Below are 15,994 nucleotides of genomic sequence, written 5' to 3'. Positions count from 1 at the left end.
GTGCGTGGCGGCGCCGGCAGGAGCCCCGGCGGCAGCTGGCGCACGATCCAGGCCCCGCCCGCCTCCAGCGCCGGGCGCGTGCGCGCCTCGGACGCCCACGGAGGCCAGCGCTCCGGCGGCTGGAGCCACGCCGCCGCAATATAGGCGAGGCAGAGCAGCACGGCACCCCGCACGAGCCCGAAGACGAGCCCGAGCGTGCGGTCGACCGCGCCGAGCGCGCTCTCCTGCACCCGGTCCGCGATCACCCCGGCGAGCAGGGAGAAGACGATCAGGGCCGCCAGCGCGATCGCGCCGCCCGCGGCGATGTTGGCGATCGGCCCCTTCTCGACCACGCCGAACAGGCCTTCGAGATGCGGCGCGAGATGCGGGTAGCCGAAGATGCCGGCCGCCGCCGCCCCGACCCACGCGGCGATCGAGAGCACCTCGCGCACGAAGCCACGCACGAGCGCAAGCAGGCCCGAGACGGCGAGAACGGCGAGGACGGCGATGTCGAGCCAGGGCATGCGCGCGGCTGTGGCGGGAGCGGGGCTCCCTCCCTAGCCGGAACCCGCCCCCGGGGCCAGACGCGGCGACGCACGCCTCCCCTGCCTGTGAGCGGCGAGCCGCGCGACCAGATCGGCGAGGTGGCCGATCTCCCACAGCGCGACCCCCTCGGGCGCGGCGAGCGGGCGGCCGCGCGCGGCCACGCGCTTGGGGCAACAGGCCGCGGTGAAGCCGAGCTTGGCCGCCTCCTTCAGCCGCGCCTCGGCCTGCGCGACCATGCGCACCTCGCCCGAGAGCCCGATCTCGCCGAAGAACACCATCCCGGCATCGGTCGGCTGGTCGGCGAGCGCGGAGACGAGCGCGGCGGCGACCGCGAGATCGGCCGCCGGTTCGGTCACGCGCAGGCCCCCCGCGACGTTCAGGTAGACGTCGTGCTGGTGCAGCCCGAGTCCGCAGCGCGATTCCAGCACCGCGAGCAGGAGTGCCAGCCGCGCCCCGTCCCAGCCGATCACCGCGCGGCGGGGCGAGCCACCCTCGGCCCTCGCCACCAGGGCCTGGATCTCGACCAGCACCGGCCGCGTGCCCTCGACGCCGGCGAACACCGCCGAGCCCGCGACGTTGCCGCGCCGTTCGGCCAGGAACAGCGCCGACGGGTTGGCGACCTCGACCAAGCCCTGCCCGGTCATCTCGAACACGCCGATCTCGTCGGTCGCGCCGAAGCGGTTCTTCACCCCGCGCAGGATGCGGAAGGCGTGGCCGCGATCGCCCTCGAAGTAGAGCACGGCATCGACCATGTGCTCGAGCACGCGCGGCCCCGCGATCGCGCCCTCCTTGGTGACATGGCCGACCAGGATCAGCGCGAAGCCGCGCGTCTTGGCGAGGCGGATCAGCTCGGAAGCGCAGGCGCGCACCTGCGCCACCGTGCCGGGGGCGGAGTCGAGGCTGTCGAGCCAGAGCGTCTGGATCGAATCGATCACCGCGAGCGTGGCGTCGCGCTCGGCCTCCAGCGTGGCGGCGATGTCGCGCAAGGAGGTCGCGGCGGCGAGGCCGAGCGGGGCGTCGGCGAGGCCGAGGCGGGCGGCGCGGAGCCGCACCTGCTCCACCGCCTCCTCGCCCGAGATGTAGAGCACGCGCCTGCCGGCGCGGGCGAGCGCGGCCGCGGCCTGGAGCAGGAGCGTCGATTTGCCGATCCCCGGATCGCCGCCGACCAGCACGGCCGAGGCGGGCACGAGCCCGCCGCCGAGCACCCGGTCGAGCTCGGCGATGCCGGTGGCGGCGCGCGGGGGTGCCGCGGTCTCGCCCCTCAGCCCGACGACGGCGACGGGACGGCCGCCGGCGGCCGGGCCGCCCTTGCCGGCGGGGCCGGGGCGGGAGTCGGCCGGTTCCTCGACGATGGTGTTCCAGGCCCCGCAGGCGGCGCACTGGCCCGCCCATCTGGGCGCGACCGCGCCGCAGGACTGGCAGACATGGCGGGAGGCGGGTTTGGGCATGGGGTGGGGGTTAGGGGGTGGAGGGGCAGGGTGTCGAGGGGTTTTCGGCGTGTCTTCGCGTGTCCCCCTGACCATCTCGGCCGACGAACTGTCGGATGGTTCGAATTGCCTGCGTCCCCGGTGGCCATAGCCGAGATGCGGCCGCCGCCGTCGCAAGCGCGATGTGCGCGCCGCTGATCGGCCTGCGTGAGAGCCCCCCGCCATCATCCGCGCGAGCGCGACCATGAGGGCGATCCGATCCGGCGGGACGGTCGGACCGCGGCGCCGTGACGGCTCCCCCGGCCAGGCGGAACCGACAGGTCCACCGCCGCGACGCGCGACAGATCTGTGCTAGGGCAGGGCGGCGATCCGGGCCGCGATCCGCAGCAGCACGGGCGGGGCGGCGGCCAGATCCGCCACCGCGATGTGCTCGTCCGGCGTATGCGCCGTGTCCACCGCGCCCGGGCCCAGCACGATGCAGGGCGCGATCGCCTGCAGCTCCGAGGCGTCCGTGCCGTAGGGCGCGGTCCTGGCAGGCCTGCCGGTCTCGGCCACCGCAAGCGCGACCAGCGGATGATCCTCCGGCAGCTGCGGCGGCGCGCCCTCGTGGCGCTCCTCGAGCGCCACCCCGAACCGCGCCGCCGCCTCCCGCACCGCGGCGATCACGGGCGCGGGATCGACATTGCGGCTGTAGCGGAACTTGATGTGGGCGGTGGCGCGCGCGACCGTCACGTTCGCCGCCGTGCCGTGGTTGTCGATGACGATGTTGAAGTCGCTGAACGGCGGATCATAGGCCGGATCCTGCCACGCGGGATCCTCGCGCAGGCGGCGGTGGATCGGCAGGAGCGCGTTGAGGAACGGGATCAGGTCGAGATTCGCGTTCCTCCCCTTGCCGGTCGAGGAATGCGCCTGCACGCCGGTCGCGGTCGCGGTGAACTGCACGTGCACGCGATGACCGCGCACGCATTGCATCGCCGAGGGCTCGACCACGACGATCCCCTTGGGCGCGCAGCGCCGCATCAGCGCGCTCCTCTCCGCGATCAGCCGCGCGCCCGCCTTCGTCGTCTCCTCGTCGAAGGTGTAGAGAAGGCTGAGCGGCAGGTCGGGCGGGGCCATCCGCGCCGCGACCAGGCTCGCCGCGAGCGGGCCCTTCATGTCGTTGGCGCCAAGCCCGTAGAGCTTGCCGTCGGCAATGCGGGGTTGCCACGGATCGGTGGTCCAGCCGGTCTCGGGCACCGTGTCCATGTGCGCGCTGAACGCGGCCCCGCCGCGCGCCGGCCCGCGATGCGCGACCAGCGCGCGCTTGGGCACCCCGTTCGGGTCGGTCCAGTCGAGCCGCTCCACCTCGAAGCCCGCAAGCTCGGCCTCGATCCGCTCCGCGATCGGGATGTTGGACACCGCGCTGCGGCTGTCGATCGCGACCAGGTCGCGCGCGAGGCGAAGCGTGCGCTCGCCGGAATCGTCGGTCATCGCAAGGGTGCTCCCGTGTCGCCGCCAGCCTTGCAGGGCGGACCCGCTTCGGCAACCCTGCGCGCCGCATGACCCCCGCCTATCTCGACCCCCGCACCGGCCGGACCTTTCCGCTCGCCACCCCGCGCTGGCGTTCGGACGACGGCAACCCGCTGCTGCTCACGCCCCTGCCCGGCATCGCCCGCACGGAGATCGACCGCGACACGCGCAGCCTCTGGCGCTACCGCCGCGCCCTCCCCTTCGGGCCCGAGGTCGTGCCGATCACGATGGGCGAGGGCTGCACGCCCCTGATCGAGCGCCGCCTCGACGGCGTGCGCGCGCTCCTCAAGCTCGAATGGTTCGCCCCCACCGGCAGCTTCAAGGACCGCGGCGCCTCGGTGATGCTCTCGGGGCTGCGGGCGCAGGGCGTCACCGCCGTGCTGGAGGACAGCTCCGGCAACGGCGGCGCGGCGATCGCGGCCTATGCCGCGGCCGGCGGAATGCGGGCGAAGATCCTCGTCCCCGCCGCGACCTCGCCCGCCAAGATCGTGCAGATGAGGGCGCACGGCGCGGAGATCGAGCGCGTGCCCGGCAGCCGCCAGGACTGCGCCGAGGCGGCGCTGCGCCAGGCCGAGCGCGTCTTCTACGCCTCGCACAACTGGCATCCCTTCTTCCTGCACGGCACCAAGACGCTCGCCTACGAGCTGTGGGAGGATCTCGGCTTCCGCGCACCCGACAACGTCATCATCCCGTGCGGGGCGGGCTCGAACGTGCTCGGCTGCGAGATCGGCTTCGGCGAATTGCTGCGCGCCGGCGCGATCGCGCGCCTCCCCCGCCTGTTCGCGGTGCAGCCGGCCAATGTCGCGCCGATCGTCGCCGCGTTCCTCGCCGGCCGGGACGAGCCCGTGCCCTGCGAGATCGGACCCACCATCGCCGAGGGCACGGCGATCGCGCAGCCGATCCGCCTGCGCGAGGTGCTGGGCGCGCTGCGCGCCTCGGAAGGCGGGGCGGTCGCGGTGACGGAAGCCGAGATCGAGGCGGCGCTCTTCGCGCTCGCGCGCATCGGCATCTATGTCGAGCCGACCTGCGCCTCCGCCGCCGCCGCGCTCGCCAGGCTGCACGCCTCCGGCACGATCGGCGCGGAGGAGACCACCGTGCTGGTGCTCACCGGCACCGGGCTCAAGGCGACGCCGCGGATCGCCGAACTGATGGGAATGACGCTCTGATGCCCCCGCTCCCGCCGCCGCGCATCGCCATCCTCGGCTTCTCGATCGAGTGCAACGCCTTCGCCCCCCCGGCCACGCGCGCGGACTTCGAGGCCGCGGTCTGGCTCGAGCGCGACGCGATCATCGCCGATGCGCGCTCCGCCGCGCCGATCGCGCTCGGCGAGGTGCCGGGCTTCGTCGCGGCGATGGACGCGACCGGGCCGTGGCAGCCGGTGCCGATCCTGCTCGCCATGGCCGAGCCGAACGGGCCGGTGGAGGAGGCGGACTTCGCCGAGATGATGCGCATCTGGCGCAGGGGGCTCGAGCGGGCGAAGCCGCTGAACGCCGTCTATGCCTGCATGCATGGCGCGGGGCTCTCCACCGCGCGCACCGACCCCGACGGCGACATCCTGGCGATGGTGCGCGAGGTGGTCGGGCCGGACGTGCCTGTGGTCGCCACCTTCGACCTGCACGCCAACATCTCCGAGGCGATGGTGGACAATGTCGACGTGTTCGTCGGCTACCGCACCAACCCGCACCTGGACATGCGCCAGCGCGGCGAGGAGGCGGCGGGGCACGTGCGCGCGCTCCTGCGCGGCACGAAGACGACGCGCAGCCTGATCCGCCTGCCGATCATCCCGCCGACCGTCACCATGCTGACCGGACCCGATGCGACCGACCGCCCCTATGGCGAGATGATCGATCTCGGCCAGCGGCGCATCGCCGACCCGGAGTATGTCGGGCGGATCCTGAACGTCTCGGTGATGGGCGGCTTCGCCTACAGCGACACGCCGAAGAACGGGCTCGCCGTGGTGGTGACCGCGCGCCGGGGCGACGAGGCCGCGGCCGAGGCGCTGGCGGAGGAGATCGCCGCCCTCGGCTGGTCGAACCGCAGGCGGTTCAGGGCCAGGCTCACGCCGCTCGCCGAGGCGACCGCGAAGGCGAAGGCCGCCGGCGAGGATCCGGGGCTGCCCGCGCTCTGCTTCGCCGACGTCGCCGACAATCCCGGCGGCGGCGGGCGCGGCAACACCATGTACATCCTCGAGGCGTTCCACCGCGCGGGCGTGCGGGACTGCCTCGTCGGCATCGTCTACGATCCGCCGCTCGCCGCCGCCGCGCACGCGGCCGGAAGCGGCGCCGCGATCGAGGCGCGCTTCAACACCGCCGAGACCAACGCCTTCTCCAAGCCGTTCTCCGCCCCCGCCACGGTGCGCGCGCTCGCGGACGGGCGGGTCACCGGACGGCGCGGCATCTTCGCCGGGCGCGACATGCGGCTCGGCCCCTCGGCGGCGCTCGATCTCGGGGGCATCACGGTGGTGGTGGTCTCGTTCCGCACGCAATGCGCCGATCCGGCCTTCTTCGAGATGCTCGGGCTCGAGATCGGCCGGGCCCGGTCGGTGGTGGTGAAGTCGCGCGGGCATTTCCGCGGCGGCTTCGACGAGTTCTTCACCAACGACCGCATCGTCGAGGTCGACGCACCCGGCCTGACGAGCCCGGTCCTCAGCCGCTTCGAGTGGCAGCGCCTGCCCCGTCCGGTGATCCCGCTCGACGAGGGCGTCACCTGGTCGCCGCGGCAGTTGCGGCGCTGAGCGGTTCGTTGGACCATCGGCAGAGGCGTCGAGGGAGGCACGGATGAGAAGGGACATTCCGCTGAGGAAGGGCATTCTGGCGGCGGCACTCGCGGCCGGGCTGGCCGCGCCGGCGCTGGCCGAGCCGCTCACCATGGGGATCAAGCTCGGCCCCTCGTCGCTCGACCCGCATTTCCGCTTCGCCGGCGAGACCGACAACACGCTCGAGCACCTCTATTTCCGCCTGATCCGCGAGAGCCCGACCAAGGAGCTCCGCCCCGGCATCGCGCAGTCCTGGCGCGCGGTCGATGACCAGACCTGGGAGTTCACGCTGCGCCCGGAGGCGAAGTTCTCCGACGGCACGCCGATCACCGCCGAGGATGTCGCCTTCAGCCTCCGGCGCGTCCCGCGCATCGAGGGCAGCCCCGGCAGCTACGTCATCTTCACCCGCGCGATCGAGGCGGTGGAGGTGGCCGATCCGCGCCGGCTGCGCATCCGCACGCGCACCCCCTACCCCTTCATCCCGATCGACATGGCACGCATCTTCATCGTGTCGAGGTCGCTCGGCGAGGGCGTGAAGACCGACGACTTCAACGCCGGCCGCGCCGCCGTCTTCTCCGGCCCCTGGGTGCTCGAGACGTACCGGCCCGGCGAGGTGCTGGAGCTGCGCGCGAACCCCAACTGGTGGGGCGAGCGGAGCCCGTGGTCGCGCGTGACGATCCGCACGGTCTCGAACGACGCCGCGCGCACGGCGGCCCTGCTCTCCGGCGCGGTGGCCGCGATCGACGAGGTCTCGCTCGCCGACCTGCCGCGGCTGCGCACCGACCGCCGGATCACGCTGACGCAGATCCCGGGCAGCCGCGTGATGTACGTGGCGATGGACATGGATCGCGACGAGAGCCCCTTCGTGCGCGATCGCGCGGGCAACCCGCTGACGCCGAATCCGCTGAAGGACGTGCGCGTGCGCAAGGCGCTGAGCCACGCGATCGACCGCACCGCGATCATCGAGCGCGTGCTCGAGGGGGCGGCCACGCCGGCGGCGAACCTGCTGCCGGAGGGCACGCCGGGGACGAACCCGGACCTGAAGCCCACGCCCTACGACCCCGACCGCGCGCGGCGCCTGCTCGCCGAGGCCGGGCTCGCGGACGGGTTCCGCGTCACCCTGCACGCCACCAACGACCGCTACCCGAATGACGACAAGGTGGCGCAGGCGATCGCGCAGTTCTGGACCCGGATCGGGGTGCAGACCGAGGTGGCGCTGCAGCCCAACGCCACCTTCTTCGCCCAGGCGAGCCGCCAGACCTTCTCGGTGATGGCCGCACAGTACGGCGCCTCGGACGTCTCGACCATGTACCGGGCGCTCGTGCACTCCTACGACCGCGCCGGCGGCCTCGGCAGCGCGAACCGCACGCGCCACGCCTCGCCGCGCGCCGATGCGCTGGTGCGCGAGGCGCTGGCGACCATGGACGATGCGAAGCGCAACGCGCTGTTCGCAGAGGCGGCGCGCATCGCGCTTGAGGAGGAGACGATCATCATCTTCGTCTACTACCCCTCCTACGTGTACGCCGCGCGTCAGGGGCTGATCGTCGAGCCCTTCAACGACGGCCGGTTCCTCGCCCACGAGATCAGGAAGCGGTGATGCGCCTCGCCGACCTGCCCACGCCCGCGCTGCTGCTCGACCGGGCGGCGCTCGGGCGCAACCTGCGCATGATGGCCGAGGCGGTCGGCCGCCACGGTGTGACGCTGCGCCCGCACCTGAAGACCGCGAAGAGCATCGACGTGGCGATGCTCGCCGCCCCCGCCTTCGGCCCGATCACGGTCAGCACGCTCGCCGAGGCGCGGCACTTCGCCGAGGCGGGGTTCCGCGACCAGATCTACGCGGTCGGCATCGTGCCCGCCAAGCTCGATGCGGTGGCGGCGCTGAACGCCAGGGGCGCGGATGTCAAGGTGATCACCGACGATGTCGAGACCGCGCGCGCGGTCGCCGCCCATCCGGGGCGGATCCGCGCGCTCGCCGAGGTCGACGTGGGCGAGAGCCGCGGCGGTGTTGCCGCGGATGACGACGCCCTGCCGGCGATCGCCGCCGCGCTCGGGCCGCGCTTCGCGGGCGTGCTCACCCATGCCGGCCACTCCTATGCGGGGCGCAGCGTGGCGGAGATCCGCGCCATCGCCGAGGCGGAGCGCGCCGGCATCGTGCGCGCGGCGGAACGGCTGCGCGCGGCGGGGCACCAGGTGGGCATCGTCTCGATGGGCTCCTCGCCGACCGCGCTGCACGCCGCCTCGCTCGAGGGGGTCACCGAGGTGCGCGCGGGCGTCTACATGTTCGGCGACCTGATGCAGGTGGAGCTGCACACGCAGAAGATGGAGGATGTCGCGATCTCGGTTCTGGCGAGCGTGATCGGGCGCAGGCCGGCGCAGAACCGCCTCCTGATCGATGCGGGCGCGCTCGCGCTCTCGAAGGACCGCGGCACGCAGGGGATGGCGAAGGACTACGGCTTCGGCCTGTTGGTCGACCTGGCCGGGCGGGCGTCGTTCGGCGAGGCGATCGTCACGCGCGCCTACCAGGAGCACGGCGTGGTGGAATGCGACCGGCCGCTGCCCTTCGAGGCGCTGCCCGTGGGCGCGAAGGTGCGCGTGCTGCCGAACCACGCCTGCCTGACGGCCGCGGCCTACGACCGCTACCACGTGGTGGACGGCGCGGCCGACGAGGTGGTCGCGGTCTGGCCGCGCGTGAACGCCTGGTAGGGCAGGTCGCACGCGGCTGGGCTCAGCCGGATGCGTGAAGATGCTCCCATCCACCGGCCCGAGCGGTTTCCACCCGTCTGGAAACCGCTCGGGCGCGTCACGCCGCCCGGACGGCGGGTTCGGGCCGCCCGCGCGCGACCGAGAACAGGATGAACAGCACGATCAGGATGTTCAGCACGTTCCACGCGATCCCGTTCAGGAACGCCGCGCGGTAGGAGCCGGTGAGGTCGTAGATCGCCCCCGACAGCCAGCCGCCGACCGCCATCCCGATGATCGTCATGGTCATGACGATGCCGACGCGCCGCCCCGCCTCGCCAGCCGGCAGGTACTCGCGCACGATCAGCGCGTAGGACGGCACGATGCCGCCCTGCGAGAGGCCGAACACGGCCGAGACGAGATAGAGCGAGGCGAGCCCGTCGAACGGGATGTAGGCGGCGAGCGACAGCGCCTGCAGCACCGAGCCCGCCAGCAGCACGCGCACGGCTCCGAACCGGTCCGCGAGCGCGCCCGAGGCGAGACGGCTGACCACGCCCCCCGCCAGCATCAGCGCGAGCATCTCCGAACCGCGCGCCACGCCGAAGCCGAGATCGACGCAGTAGGCGACGATGTGCACCTGCGGCATCGACATCGCGACACAGCAGCCGAGCCCCGCGATCGCGAGCAGGACCTGCAGCGACCGCGGCGTCAGCCCCGCGGCGCTCAGCCGGCGTGCCTGCGCCGCCGCCTCGGCGCCGCCGGGATGGGGCGGCGGACGCGCGCGCAGCAGCGCCGCGAGCGGCGCCATCAGCAGCACGCAGACGGCGGCGATGACGAGATAGGTGACGCGCCAGCCATGGGCCGGGAGCGTGAGCTGCATCGCCAGCGGCCAGACCGCGCCGGCGACGTAGTTGCCGGTCGCGGCGGCGGCGACCGCGATGCCGCGGCGGCGGCGGAACCAGTGCGAGAGGTCGGCGATCAGCGGCGAGAAGGTCGCGGCCGCGCCGAAGCCGATCACGCCCTGCAGGATCGCGAAGGGGGTGACGGCGCCGACCGCGGCGGCGCATCCGTAGCCGAGGCCGAGACAGGCGATGCCGCCGAGCAGCGGCGGGATCACGCCAGTGCGGTCCGTGATCCGCCCGAGCAGCACGTTGCCGGCGGCGAAACCCAGCATGGTGAGCGTGTAGGGAGCCGAGGCCTCGCCCCGGCCGACGCCGAACTCGGCCTGCACCGCCGGCATGACGACCACGATCGACCACATGCCGACGCTGCCGAGCGTGGCGAGCACCATGCACACGGCGAGTCGGAGCCAGGCGCGACGCCCGTCGATGTCGTCCGGCCGACCGTGCGGGATGCGCGACATGCCGCGCATCGGGCCACAGCGCCTGCCGCCTGGCTACGGCGCCGGCGTGGGGGCAGGGTTGCCGCCGCGGCCGGCGGTCAGGTCGCCCGGCCCGCGGTCGCGGCCGGGGCGACCGCGTGCACGACCCGCAGCGCCTGGGTGATCACCATGTCGAAGAAGCGGAACACCACCTCGACCGAGTAGCCGGCGAGGAACGAGAGTGCCGCGATCGAGAGCGTGATCTCGCCGTTCGGACCGTCGAACTTCGTGCCCTCCGGGCTGAAGAACAGGCCGATGCAGCCGCCCAGCAGGAACGCCATGAAGATGCGGAACAGGGCGTGCCGCCAGTCGCGCGGATGGAGCTCGCTCGAGACGATCTTCTGGTTCAGCCGCCGCACCGCATAGACCGCGCCGCCGAGCAGGCCGAACAGCACCGGCAGGTAGTAGACGCCGAGCGAGCTGAGGAGCGCGCGGCCCACCTGTTCGCTCGTGTAGCTCGTGTGCATCTCGACGTTGCGCACCGACAGCCCCGGCAGCCAGCTCATCGGCGGGCTGAGCGTGGTGTCGATCCAGGTGGCGAGCTCGGACCTGGCGACGTCGTTGCGGAACTTCGCCTCGCGCCGTCGGTCGCAGAGCAGCCAGTGCTCCGGCCCCTCGTAGCCGTAGAGCGGCGGCTCGGGATTGGCGAGGTTCGGCAGGATCGACATCCGGTCGCACAGCCGCGGCACGATCGCCATCCAGGGTCCCGGCTTGGGGTCGAGGCGCGCGAGCGCCTCGGTATCGGCGGCGGCGATCTCCTTGTCGATCGCCGCGAGCGCCGCCGCGGTCTGGCCGACCTGGTCGAGCACCGTCTTGCCCACGAGCGCGTGCACCGACAGCCAGACCGCCAGCATGACGGCGATCACGCCGCCCGCCGCGAGCGTGCCGATCGCGGCCTTGCTCAGCCGCGCCTGCAGGCGCATCTCGGCGAAGTCGGGACGCTCCCGCAGCGTGCCCGCCTCGGGCAGCCCGCCGGAGTAGAGGCCGGTGAAGGCGATCGTGTACGCGTCGGCGGGGGCGGCGACGGCGTTCAGCGTGTCGCGCGCGCCGAACAGGAACGCCACTCCCGCCGGGTCGCGCATCAGGCCCTCGACGCCGATCCCCTCGAGCTCGGCGAGGCGGCGCAGGAACGCGTCCTTGGTCGGCGTCTCCGCGGGCGGCTTCACCGGGAACGACGACTCCGCGAAGGCCCGCTCGAGCGTGGTGTCGTTGCGGCTGGAGACGAAGGTGCGCAGCAGCGCGACGTCGATCAGCGCACGCTCGATCTCGACCTGGCGGAGCGCCTTGAGCGAGGCGTCGCCGGTCCCCGCCTCCGCCAGCCCGCCCGGAATGATCGCTGGTCCGTCCGGCATGTCATCCTCCGCCCTGCGGCTGCGGCCGACCGCTTGCGGTTTCGGAGCATGAACAATACGCGCATGGGATGCGTGTGACAAACCGCACGCTGCGCGTCGCGCGCGGGGCTCAGGCGGCGGCCACCTCCTCGGGGGCGATCTCGGTGGCCGGTTCGCGCGCGAGCGCCTCGGCGAGACGCGCGAGCCGGCGCCAGACGCTCTCGCCGGCGAACACCCCGCCGCCGCGCGCCAGCCTGAGCACCAGCCGCTCGCGTTCGAGCCTGAGCGCGGTGAGGCCGAGCAGCGCCGCCGTGCCGCCCGAGAGCGTGAAGGCGAGCCTGAGCGCCGCCCCCAGCGTCTCGGCCCGCCTGGCCGAGCCGGCATCGAGCAGGGCGCGCGCGGGCTGCAGCCAGGCCGCGTGCGGATCGGCCTCGTGGCGCATCGCCAGGACGAGGGCGAGGAAGGCGCGCGCATGATGGTCGAGGCCGATGCCCGGCTGGCGCATCAGCCGCAGGAAGGCCTGTTCGGCCTTGTACTCCGGATGCTCGTGCGCGCCGATGTCGGCGACCCAGCACGCCGCCTCGCGCAGCCGGCGGAGCGCGGGCGTCTCGTCGGGGAAGAGCGGCGCGGTCCAGCCGATCAGCGCCGGCGGCAGGTCGTCGCTGCGGCTGAAGCGCCGGCAGAGATCCATGCCGGCGGCGATCACCGGATCCTGGGCGCGCACGCTCCCGGGCAGATGGCGCGCGTACCAGCCCTCGCGCAGCCCGTTGGCGCTGAACACCACGCGCCGGGCCCTGGTCCGGCGCAGCAGCCGGCGCAGCACCACCGCGGCGAAGGGCAGCGTGTCGAGCCGCTTGCGCGAAACGCCGGGGATGCGCTCGAGCGTCTTGCGCGAGAGGTTGATGATCACGCCGGTGAGGTCGCGCGCCTCCTCGCGGGCGAGCGTGTAGTGGTGCACGACGCGCAGGGGATAGCCGGTCTGGCCGATGTGGATGCGCGCGAGCGCGCGCCACGCCCCGCCCACCAGGTAGAGGTCGCGCTCGGCGGCCTCGCCGAGCCACGGGATCGCGGCCAGCGCCTCGTCGGCGAGCGCGCGCGCGCGCACGACATCGCCGCCCGACTGCTCGGCCAGCCGCAGCACGCCGAGCCTGAGCGTCGCCGTCGCGGCCGGCAGGCCGTCGGCGATGCGCGCGAGTTCGAGGCTGCCGCCCCCCAGATCGCCGAGCACCCCGTCCGCCTCCGGGATGCCGCACAGCACCCCCTCGGCGGCGTGCCGCGCCTCCTCGTCGCCGTCGAGCACGCGGATCGGCAGGCCGGGGAAGCGCCGGCGCAGCATCTCGACATAGGCCGCGCCGTTCGCCGCGTCGCGCACCGCGGCGGTGGCGAGGACCTCGAGCGGGTCGGCGCGCATCGCGGCGGCGACCACGACGTAGCGCTCGAGCACGGTGACGGAGTGGCCGATCGCCTCCTCGTTCAGCCGGCCCGTGGCCTGCAGCCCGCGACCGAGGCCGAGGATCGACTTCTCGTTGAAGACGACCTGCGGATTGCGCCTGAGCCCCTCGAAGACGACGAGGCGCACCGAGTTGGAGCCGAGATCGATCACGCCGAGCCGGCGCGGCAGGCCAGGGCGGTCGTCCGGGAAGGTGCCCGCCGCCATCAGTCGTGCGCGACCCGGTCCTGGCGTTCGCGCGTGCCGAGGATCGCCTGCGCGCCCGCCGGGCCGTGCAGCGCGCTGCCGCGCCCCGAGAGCGAGGGATTGGTCATGAAGTACTCGTGCGCCGAGAACGCCCCCTCGCGCGCGGCCTCGCGGCGGTAGGAGCCGTCGGGCTCGAGCCGCCAGGACTGCGCCTCGTCGCGCAGGTTCACCACCATGATCTGGTCGAGGATCTGCGCGTGCACCGTCTCGTTGAAGATCGGCACCATCACCTCGACACGCCAGTCCATGTTGCGCGGCATCCAGTCGGCCGAGGAGATGAACACCTTGGCCTCGCGCGAGGGCATGGGGTGGCCGTTGCCGAAGCAGAAGATCCGCCCGTGCTCGAGGAAGCGCCCGACGATCGACTTCACCCGGATGGTCTCGGAGAGGCCCGGCACGCCCGGACGGAGGCAGCAGATGCCGCGGCAGATGATCTCGATCGCGACACCGGCGGCGGAGGCGCGGTAGAGCGCGTCGATCAGCTCGCCGTCCACGAGCGAGTTCACCTTCAGCCAGATCGTCGCCGGCCGGCCGGCGCGCGCGTGCTCCGCCTCGGCCTCGATCAGCGCGAGCAGGTCGCGGCGCAGCGTGATCGGCGCGAAGGAGATCGCATCCATCGTCTCCGGCCGCGCGTAGCCGGTCATATAGTTGAACAGGCGCGCGGCATCGCGCGTCAGCCTGGGCTCGCAGGTGAAGAAGGAGAGGTCGGTGTAGACGCGCGCCGTGTAGGGGTGATAGTTTCCGGTTCCGTAATGGACATAGCTGCGCAGGGCGCCGCCCTCGCGGCGGACCACCAGGCTGATCTTGGCGTGGATCTTCAGCTCGACGAAGCCGTAGACCACCTGCACGCCGGCGGCCTCCATCTCGCGCGCCCAGCGGATGTTCTGCTCCTCGTCGAAGCGCGCCTTCAGCTCCACCATGGCGGTGACCGACTTGCCGCTCTCCGCCGCCTCGATCAGCGCGCGCACGATCGGGCTGTCGCGGCTGGTGCGGTAGAGCGTCTGCTTGATCGCCACCACGTTCGGGTCGCGCGCGGCCTGGCGCAGGAACTGCACCACCACGTCGAAGGACTCGTAGGGGTGGTGGACGACGATGTCCTTGTGGCGGATCGCGGCGAAGCAGTCGCCGCCGAAGTCGCGGATGCGTTCGGGGAAGCGCGCGGTGAAGGGCGGGAACAGCAGGTCGGGACGGTCGTCGACGATGATCTGCTTCAGATCGCCGATGCCGAGGATGCCGTCGATGACGAACATCTCCGCGCGCGTGGCATCGAGCTCGTCGGCGACGAAGTCGAGCAGGTCGGGCGGCATCGCCTTGTTCACCGAGAGCCGGATCACGTTGCCGCGCCGGCGCCGCTTCAGCGCGCTCTCGTAGGAGCGGACCAGATCCTCCGCCTCCTCCTCGAACTCCACGTCGCTGTCGCGGATCAGGCGGAAGAAGCCCTTGCCGGCGACCTCGAAGCCGGGGAAGAGGCGGGCGAGGAAGAGCCCGATCGCGTCCTCGAGCAGCAGGAAGCGGATCCCCGGCCCCTCGGGCAGGCGCACGAAGCGGTCGAGCTGGGCGGGGATCGGCAGGAGCGCGCGCATCGTCGTGCCGTCCTCCTCGCGGTGCAGCTTCAGCACCATCACGAGGCCCATCGAGGGGATGAACGGGAAGGGATGCGCCGGATCGATCGCGAGCGGCGTCAGCACCGGGAAGATCCGGTCCATGAACCACTGCTCGAGCCAGGCGTGGTCCTGCCCGGTCAGCTCCTCGGGCTCGATCACGGCAAGCCCCTGCGCGCGCAGCGGGCCGCGCAGCGAGTCCCAGACGCGCCGCTGCTCCGTCATCAGCTCCTGCGCCTTGGCATGGATCGCGGCGAGCTGCTGGACCGGCGTCAGCCCGTCCTGGCTGGTCACGGTCAGCCCCGCCGCCGCCTGCCCCATCAGCCCGGCGACCCGCACCGAGTAGAACTCGTCAAGATTGGTGGCCGAGATCGAGATGAAGCGCACCCGCTCGAGCAGCGGGTGGCGCGGATTGGCCGCCTCCTCCAGCACGCGCGTGTTGAAGGCGAGCCAGGAGAGCTCGCGGTTGATGAAGCGTTCGGGATCGGCCGGCCCGATCGTCCGCACGGCGGTCCCGCCGACGTCCGCGTCGCGCACGGCATCGCTGAGCTCGTTCATGAGCTTCTCCTGCCAAGCGGGGCCACCATACAGGAGGCGGGGTGCCCGGCGGGAGGCCGTGCCGGCTCACGACCCGCGATTGTCATGGAGCGCGACGAGTTCGGCGGCCAGCGCACGGCCGATGCGCCGGCCGGTGCCGAGCGAGGCCCGATCGAGCCAGCAGGCGGCCGCCTGGATGGCGGCGAAGCTGCGCGGCAGGCGGCGCACGAGATAGGCCACGACTCCGGGCGCGACGGCGAGCTGGCGGTCGGCGAGCGCCTTGGCAAGCACGGCGGCGAGCAGCGCCTCGTCCGGCGCGGCGATCGCGACCGCAGCCCCGGCGGCCAGCCGCGAGCGCAGATCGGCAAGCGTCACCGGCCAGCGCGCGGGCGGGCGCCGCCCGGTCAGCAGCACCGTCCCGCCCCCCTCGGCGACCAGGTTCAGGAGGTGGAGCAGGGCGCGCTCCGCCGCGGCGGCGCCGAGGATGCGGTCGCCGTCCTCGACCACCACGTGGCGGGCGGCGCCGATCAGCGCCGGCGGCTCGGCCGAGGCC

Annotated in this window: 12 protein-coding genes; 4 read left to right on the top strand and 8 right to left on the bottom strand. The window is 73.1% G+C overall.

Going from position 1 to position 15,994, the window contains the following annotated elements; genetic code table 11:
* From FK498_RS11550 to FK498_RS11540, 3 genes are all read right to left on the bottom strand, one after another.
* Nucleotides 1-503, bottom strand: a 503-nt coding sequence (locus FK498_RS11550) for a CvpA family protein (RefSeq protein ID WP_141854689.1), incomplete at its 3' end; no start/stop codon positions are given.
* 33 nt (nt 504-536) lie between these two features.
* Entirely contained in the window at nt 537-1,973 is a 1,437-nt protein-coding gene (gene radA / locus FK498_RS11545) for a DNA repair protein RadA (protein ID WP_141854687.1), read from the bottom strand.
* Nucleotides 1,974-2,303: 330 nt separating this feature from the next.
* Nucleotides 2,304-3,422: a M20/M25/M40 family metallo-hydrolase gene (locus tag FK498_RS11540; protein ID WP_141854685.1), complete on the bottom strand. Its 1,119-nt coding sequence runs from the start codon at nt 3,420-3,422 to the stop codon at nt 2,304-2,306.
* Between the two features lie 68 nt (nt 3,423-3,490).
* Here FK498_RS11540 and FK498_RS11535 point away from each other — a divergent pair, with 68 nt between their 5' ends.
* Genes FK498_RS11535 through FK498_RS11520 form a run of 4 tightly spaced genes read left to right on the top strand, consistent with a single transcriptional unit; the run spans nt 3,491 to nt 8,919 of the window.
* Complete coding sequence (locus tag FK498_RS11535) at nt 3,491-4,627, top strand: pyridoxal-phosphate dependent enzyme (protein WP_141854683.1); 1,137 nt, start codon at nt 3,491-3,493, stop codon at nt 4,625-4,627.
* On the top strand, nt 4,627-6,195 hold the full coding sequence (locus FK498_RS11530; RefSeq protein ID WP_141854681.1) for a M81 family metallopeptidase: 1,569 nt from the start codon (nt 4,627-4,629) through the stop codon (nt 6,193-6,195). Before FK498_RS11535 ends, FK498_RS11530 begins: the two co-directional genes overlap by 1 nt.
* Nucleotides 6,196-6,238: 43 nt before the next feature.
* Nucleotides 6,239-7,813, top strand: a complete 1,575-nt coding sequence (locus FK498_RS11525; RefSeq protein ID WP_141854679.1) for an ABC transporter substrate-binding protein — start codon at nt 6,239-6,241, stop codon at nt 7,811-7,813.
* Nucleotides 7,813-8,919 (top strand): alanine racemase, encoded by a 1,107-nt coding sequence (locus FK498_RS11520; RefSeq protein WP_141854677.1) that lies wholly within the window; start codon nt 7,813-7,815, stop codon nt 8,917-8,919. Before FK498_RS11525 ends, FK498_RS11520 begins: the two co-directional genes overlap by 1 nt.
* A 97-nt stretch (nt 8,920-9,016) precedes the next feature.
* On the opposite strand, the gene FK498_RS11515 is transcribed toward FK498_RS11520, so the two are convergent.
* From FK498_RS11515 to FK498_RS11495, 5 genes are all read right to left on the bottom strand, one after another.
* Nucleotides 9,017-10,267 carry an MFS transporter gene (locus FK498_RS11515; protein WP_237560920.1) on the bottom strand — a complete coding sequence of 417 codons (1,251 nt, stop codon included), beginning with the start codon at nt 10,265-10,267 and terminating at the stop codon, nt 9,017-9,019.
* Nucleotides 10,268-10,335: 68 nt separating this feature from the next.
* Nucleotides 10,336-11,628, bottom strand: a complete 1,293-nt coding sequence (locus FK498_RS11510) for a hypothetical protein (protein WP_141854673.1) — start codon at nt 11,626-11,628, stop codon at nt 10,336-10,338.
* Between the two features lie 109 nt (nt 11,629-11,737).
* Entirely contained in the window at nt 11,738-13,264 is a 1,527-nt protein-coding gene (locus FK498_RS11505) for a Ppx/GppA family phosphatase (protein WP_141854671.1), read from the bottom strand.
* Nucleotides 13,264-15,462, bottom strand: a complete 2,199-nt coding sequence (locus tag FK498_RS11500; protein ID WP_237560919.1) for an RNA degradosome polyphosphate kinase — start codon at nt 15,460-15,462, stop codon at nt 13,264-13,266. The genes FK498_RS11505 and FK498_RS11500 overlap by 1 nt, the downstream gene beginning before the upstream one ends.
* 66 nt (nt 15,463-15,528) lie before the next feature.
* Nucleotides 15,529-15,994, bottom strand: a 466-nt coding sequence (locus tag FK498_RS11495) for a DnaA ATPase domain-containing protein (RefSeq protein WP_237560918.1), incomplete at its 5' end; no start/stop codon positions are given.

It is taken from the genome of Elioraea sp. Yellowstone, from assembly GCF_006704265.1.
Lineage (GTDB): Bacteria > Pseudomonadota > Alphaproteobacteria > Acetobacterales > Acetobacteraceae > Elioraea.
This window is presented reverse-complemented; position numbering and strand designations above follow the sequence as displayed.

Coding starts and splice junctions, on each gene's coding strand:
- radA (WP_141854687.1), bottom strand. CDS start 1,973: ATGCCCAAACCCGCCTCCCGCCATGTCTGCCAGTCCTGCGGCGCGGTC.
- FK498_RS11540 (WP_141854685.1), bottom strand. CDS start 3,422: ATGACCGACGATTCCGGCGAGCGCACGCTTCGCCTCGCGCGCGACCTG.
- FK498_RS11535 (WP_141854683.1), top strand. CDS start 3,491: ATGACCCCCGCCTATCTCGACCCCCGCACCGGCCGGACCTTTCCGCTC.
- FK498_RS11530 (WP_141854681.1), top strand. CDS start 4,627: ATGCCCCCGCTCCCGCCGCCGCGCATCGCCATCCTCGGCTTCTCGATC.
- FK498_RS11525 (WP_141854679.1), top strand. CDS start 6,239: ATGAGAAGGGACATTCCGCTGAGGAAGGGCATTCTGGCGGCGGCACTC.
- FK498_RS11520 (WP_141854677.1), top strand. CDS start 7,813: ATGCGCCTCGCCGACCTGCCCACGCCCGCGCTGCTGCTCGACCGGGCG.
- FK498_RS11515 (WP_237560920.1), bottom strand. CDS start 10,267: ATGCGCGGCATGTCGCGCATCCCGCACGGTCGGCCGGACGACATCGAC.
- FK498_RS11510 (WP_141854673.1), bottom strand. CDS start 11,628: ATGCCGGACGGACCAGCGATCATTCCGGGCGGGCTGGCGGAGGCGGGG.
- FK498_RS11505 (WP_141854671.1), bottom strand. CDS start 13,264: ATGGCGGCGGGCACCTTCCCGGACGACCGCCCTGGCCTGCCGCGCCGG.
- FK498_RS11500 (WP_237560919.1), bottom strand. CDS start 15,462: ATGAACGAGCTCAGCGATGCCGTGCGCGACGCGGACGTCGGCGGGACC.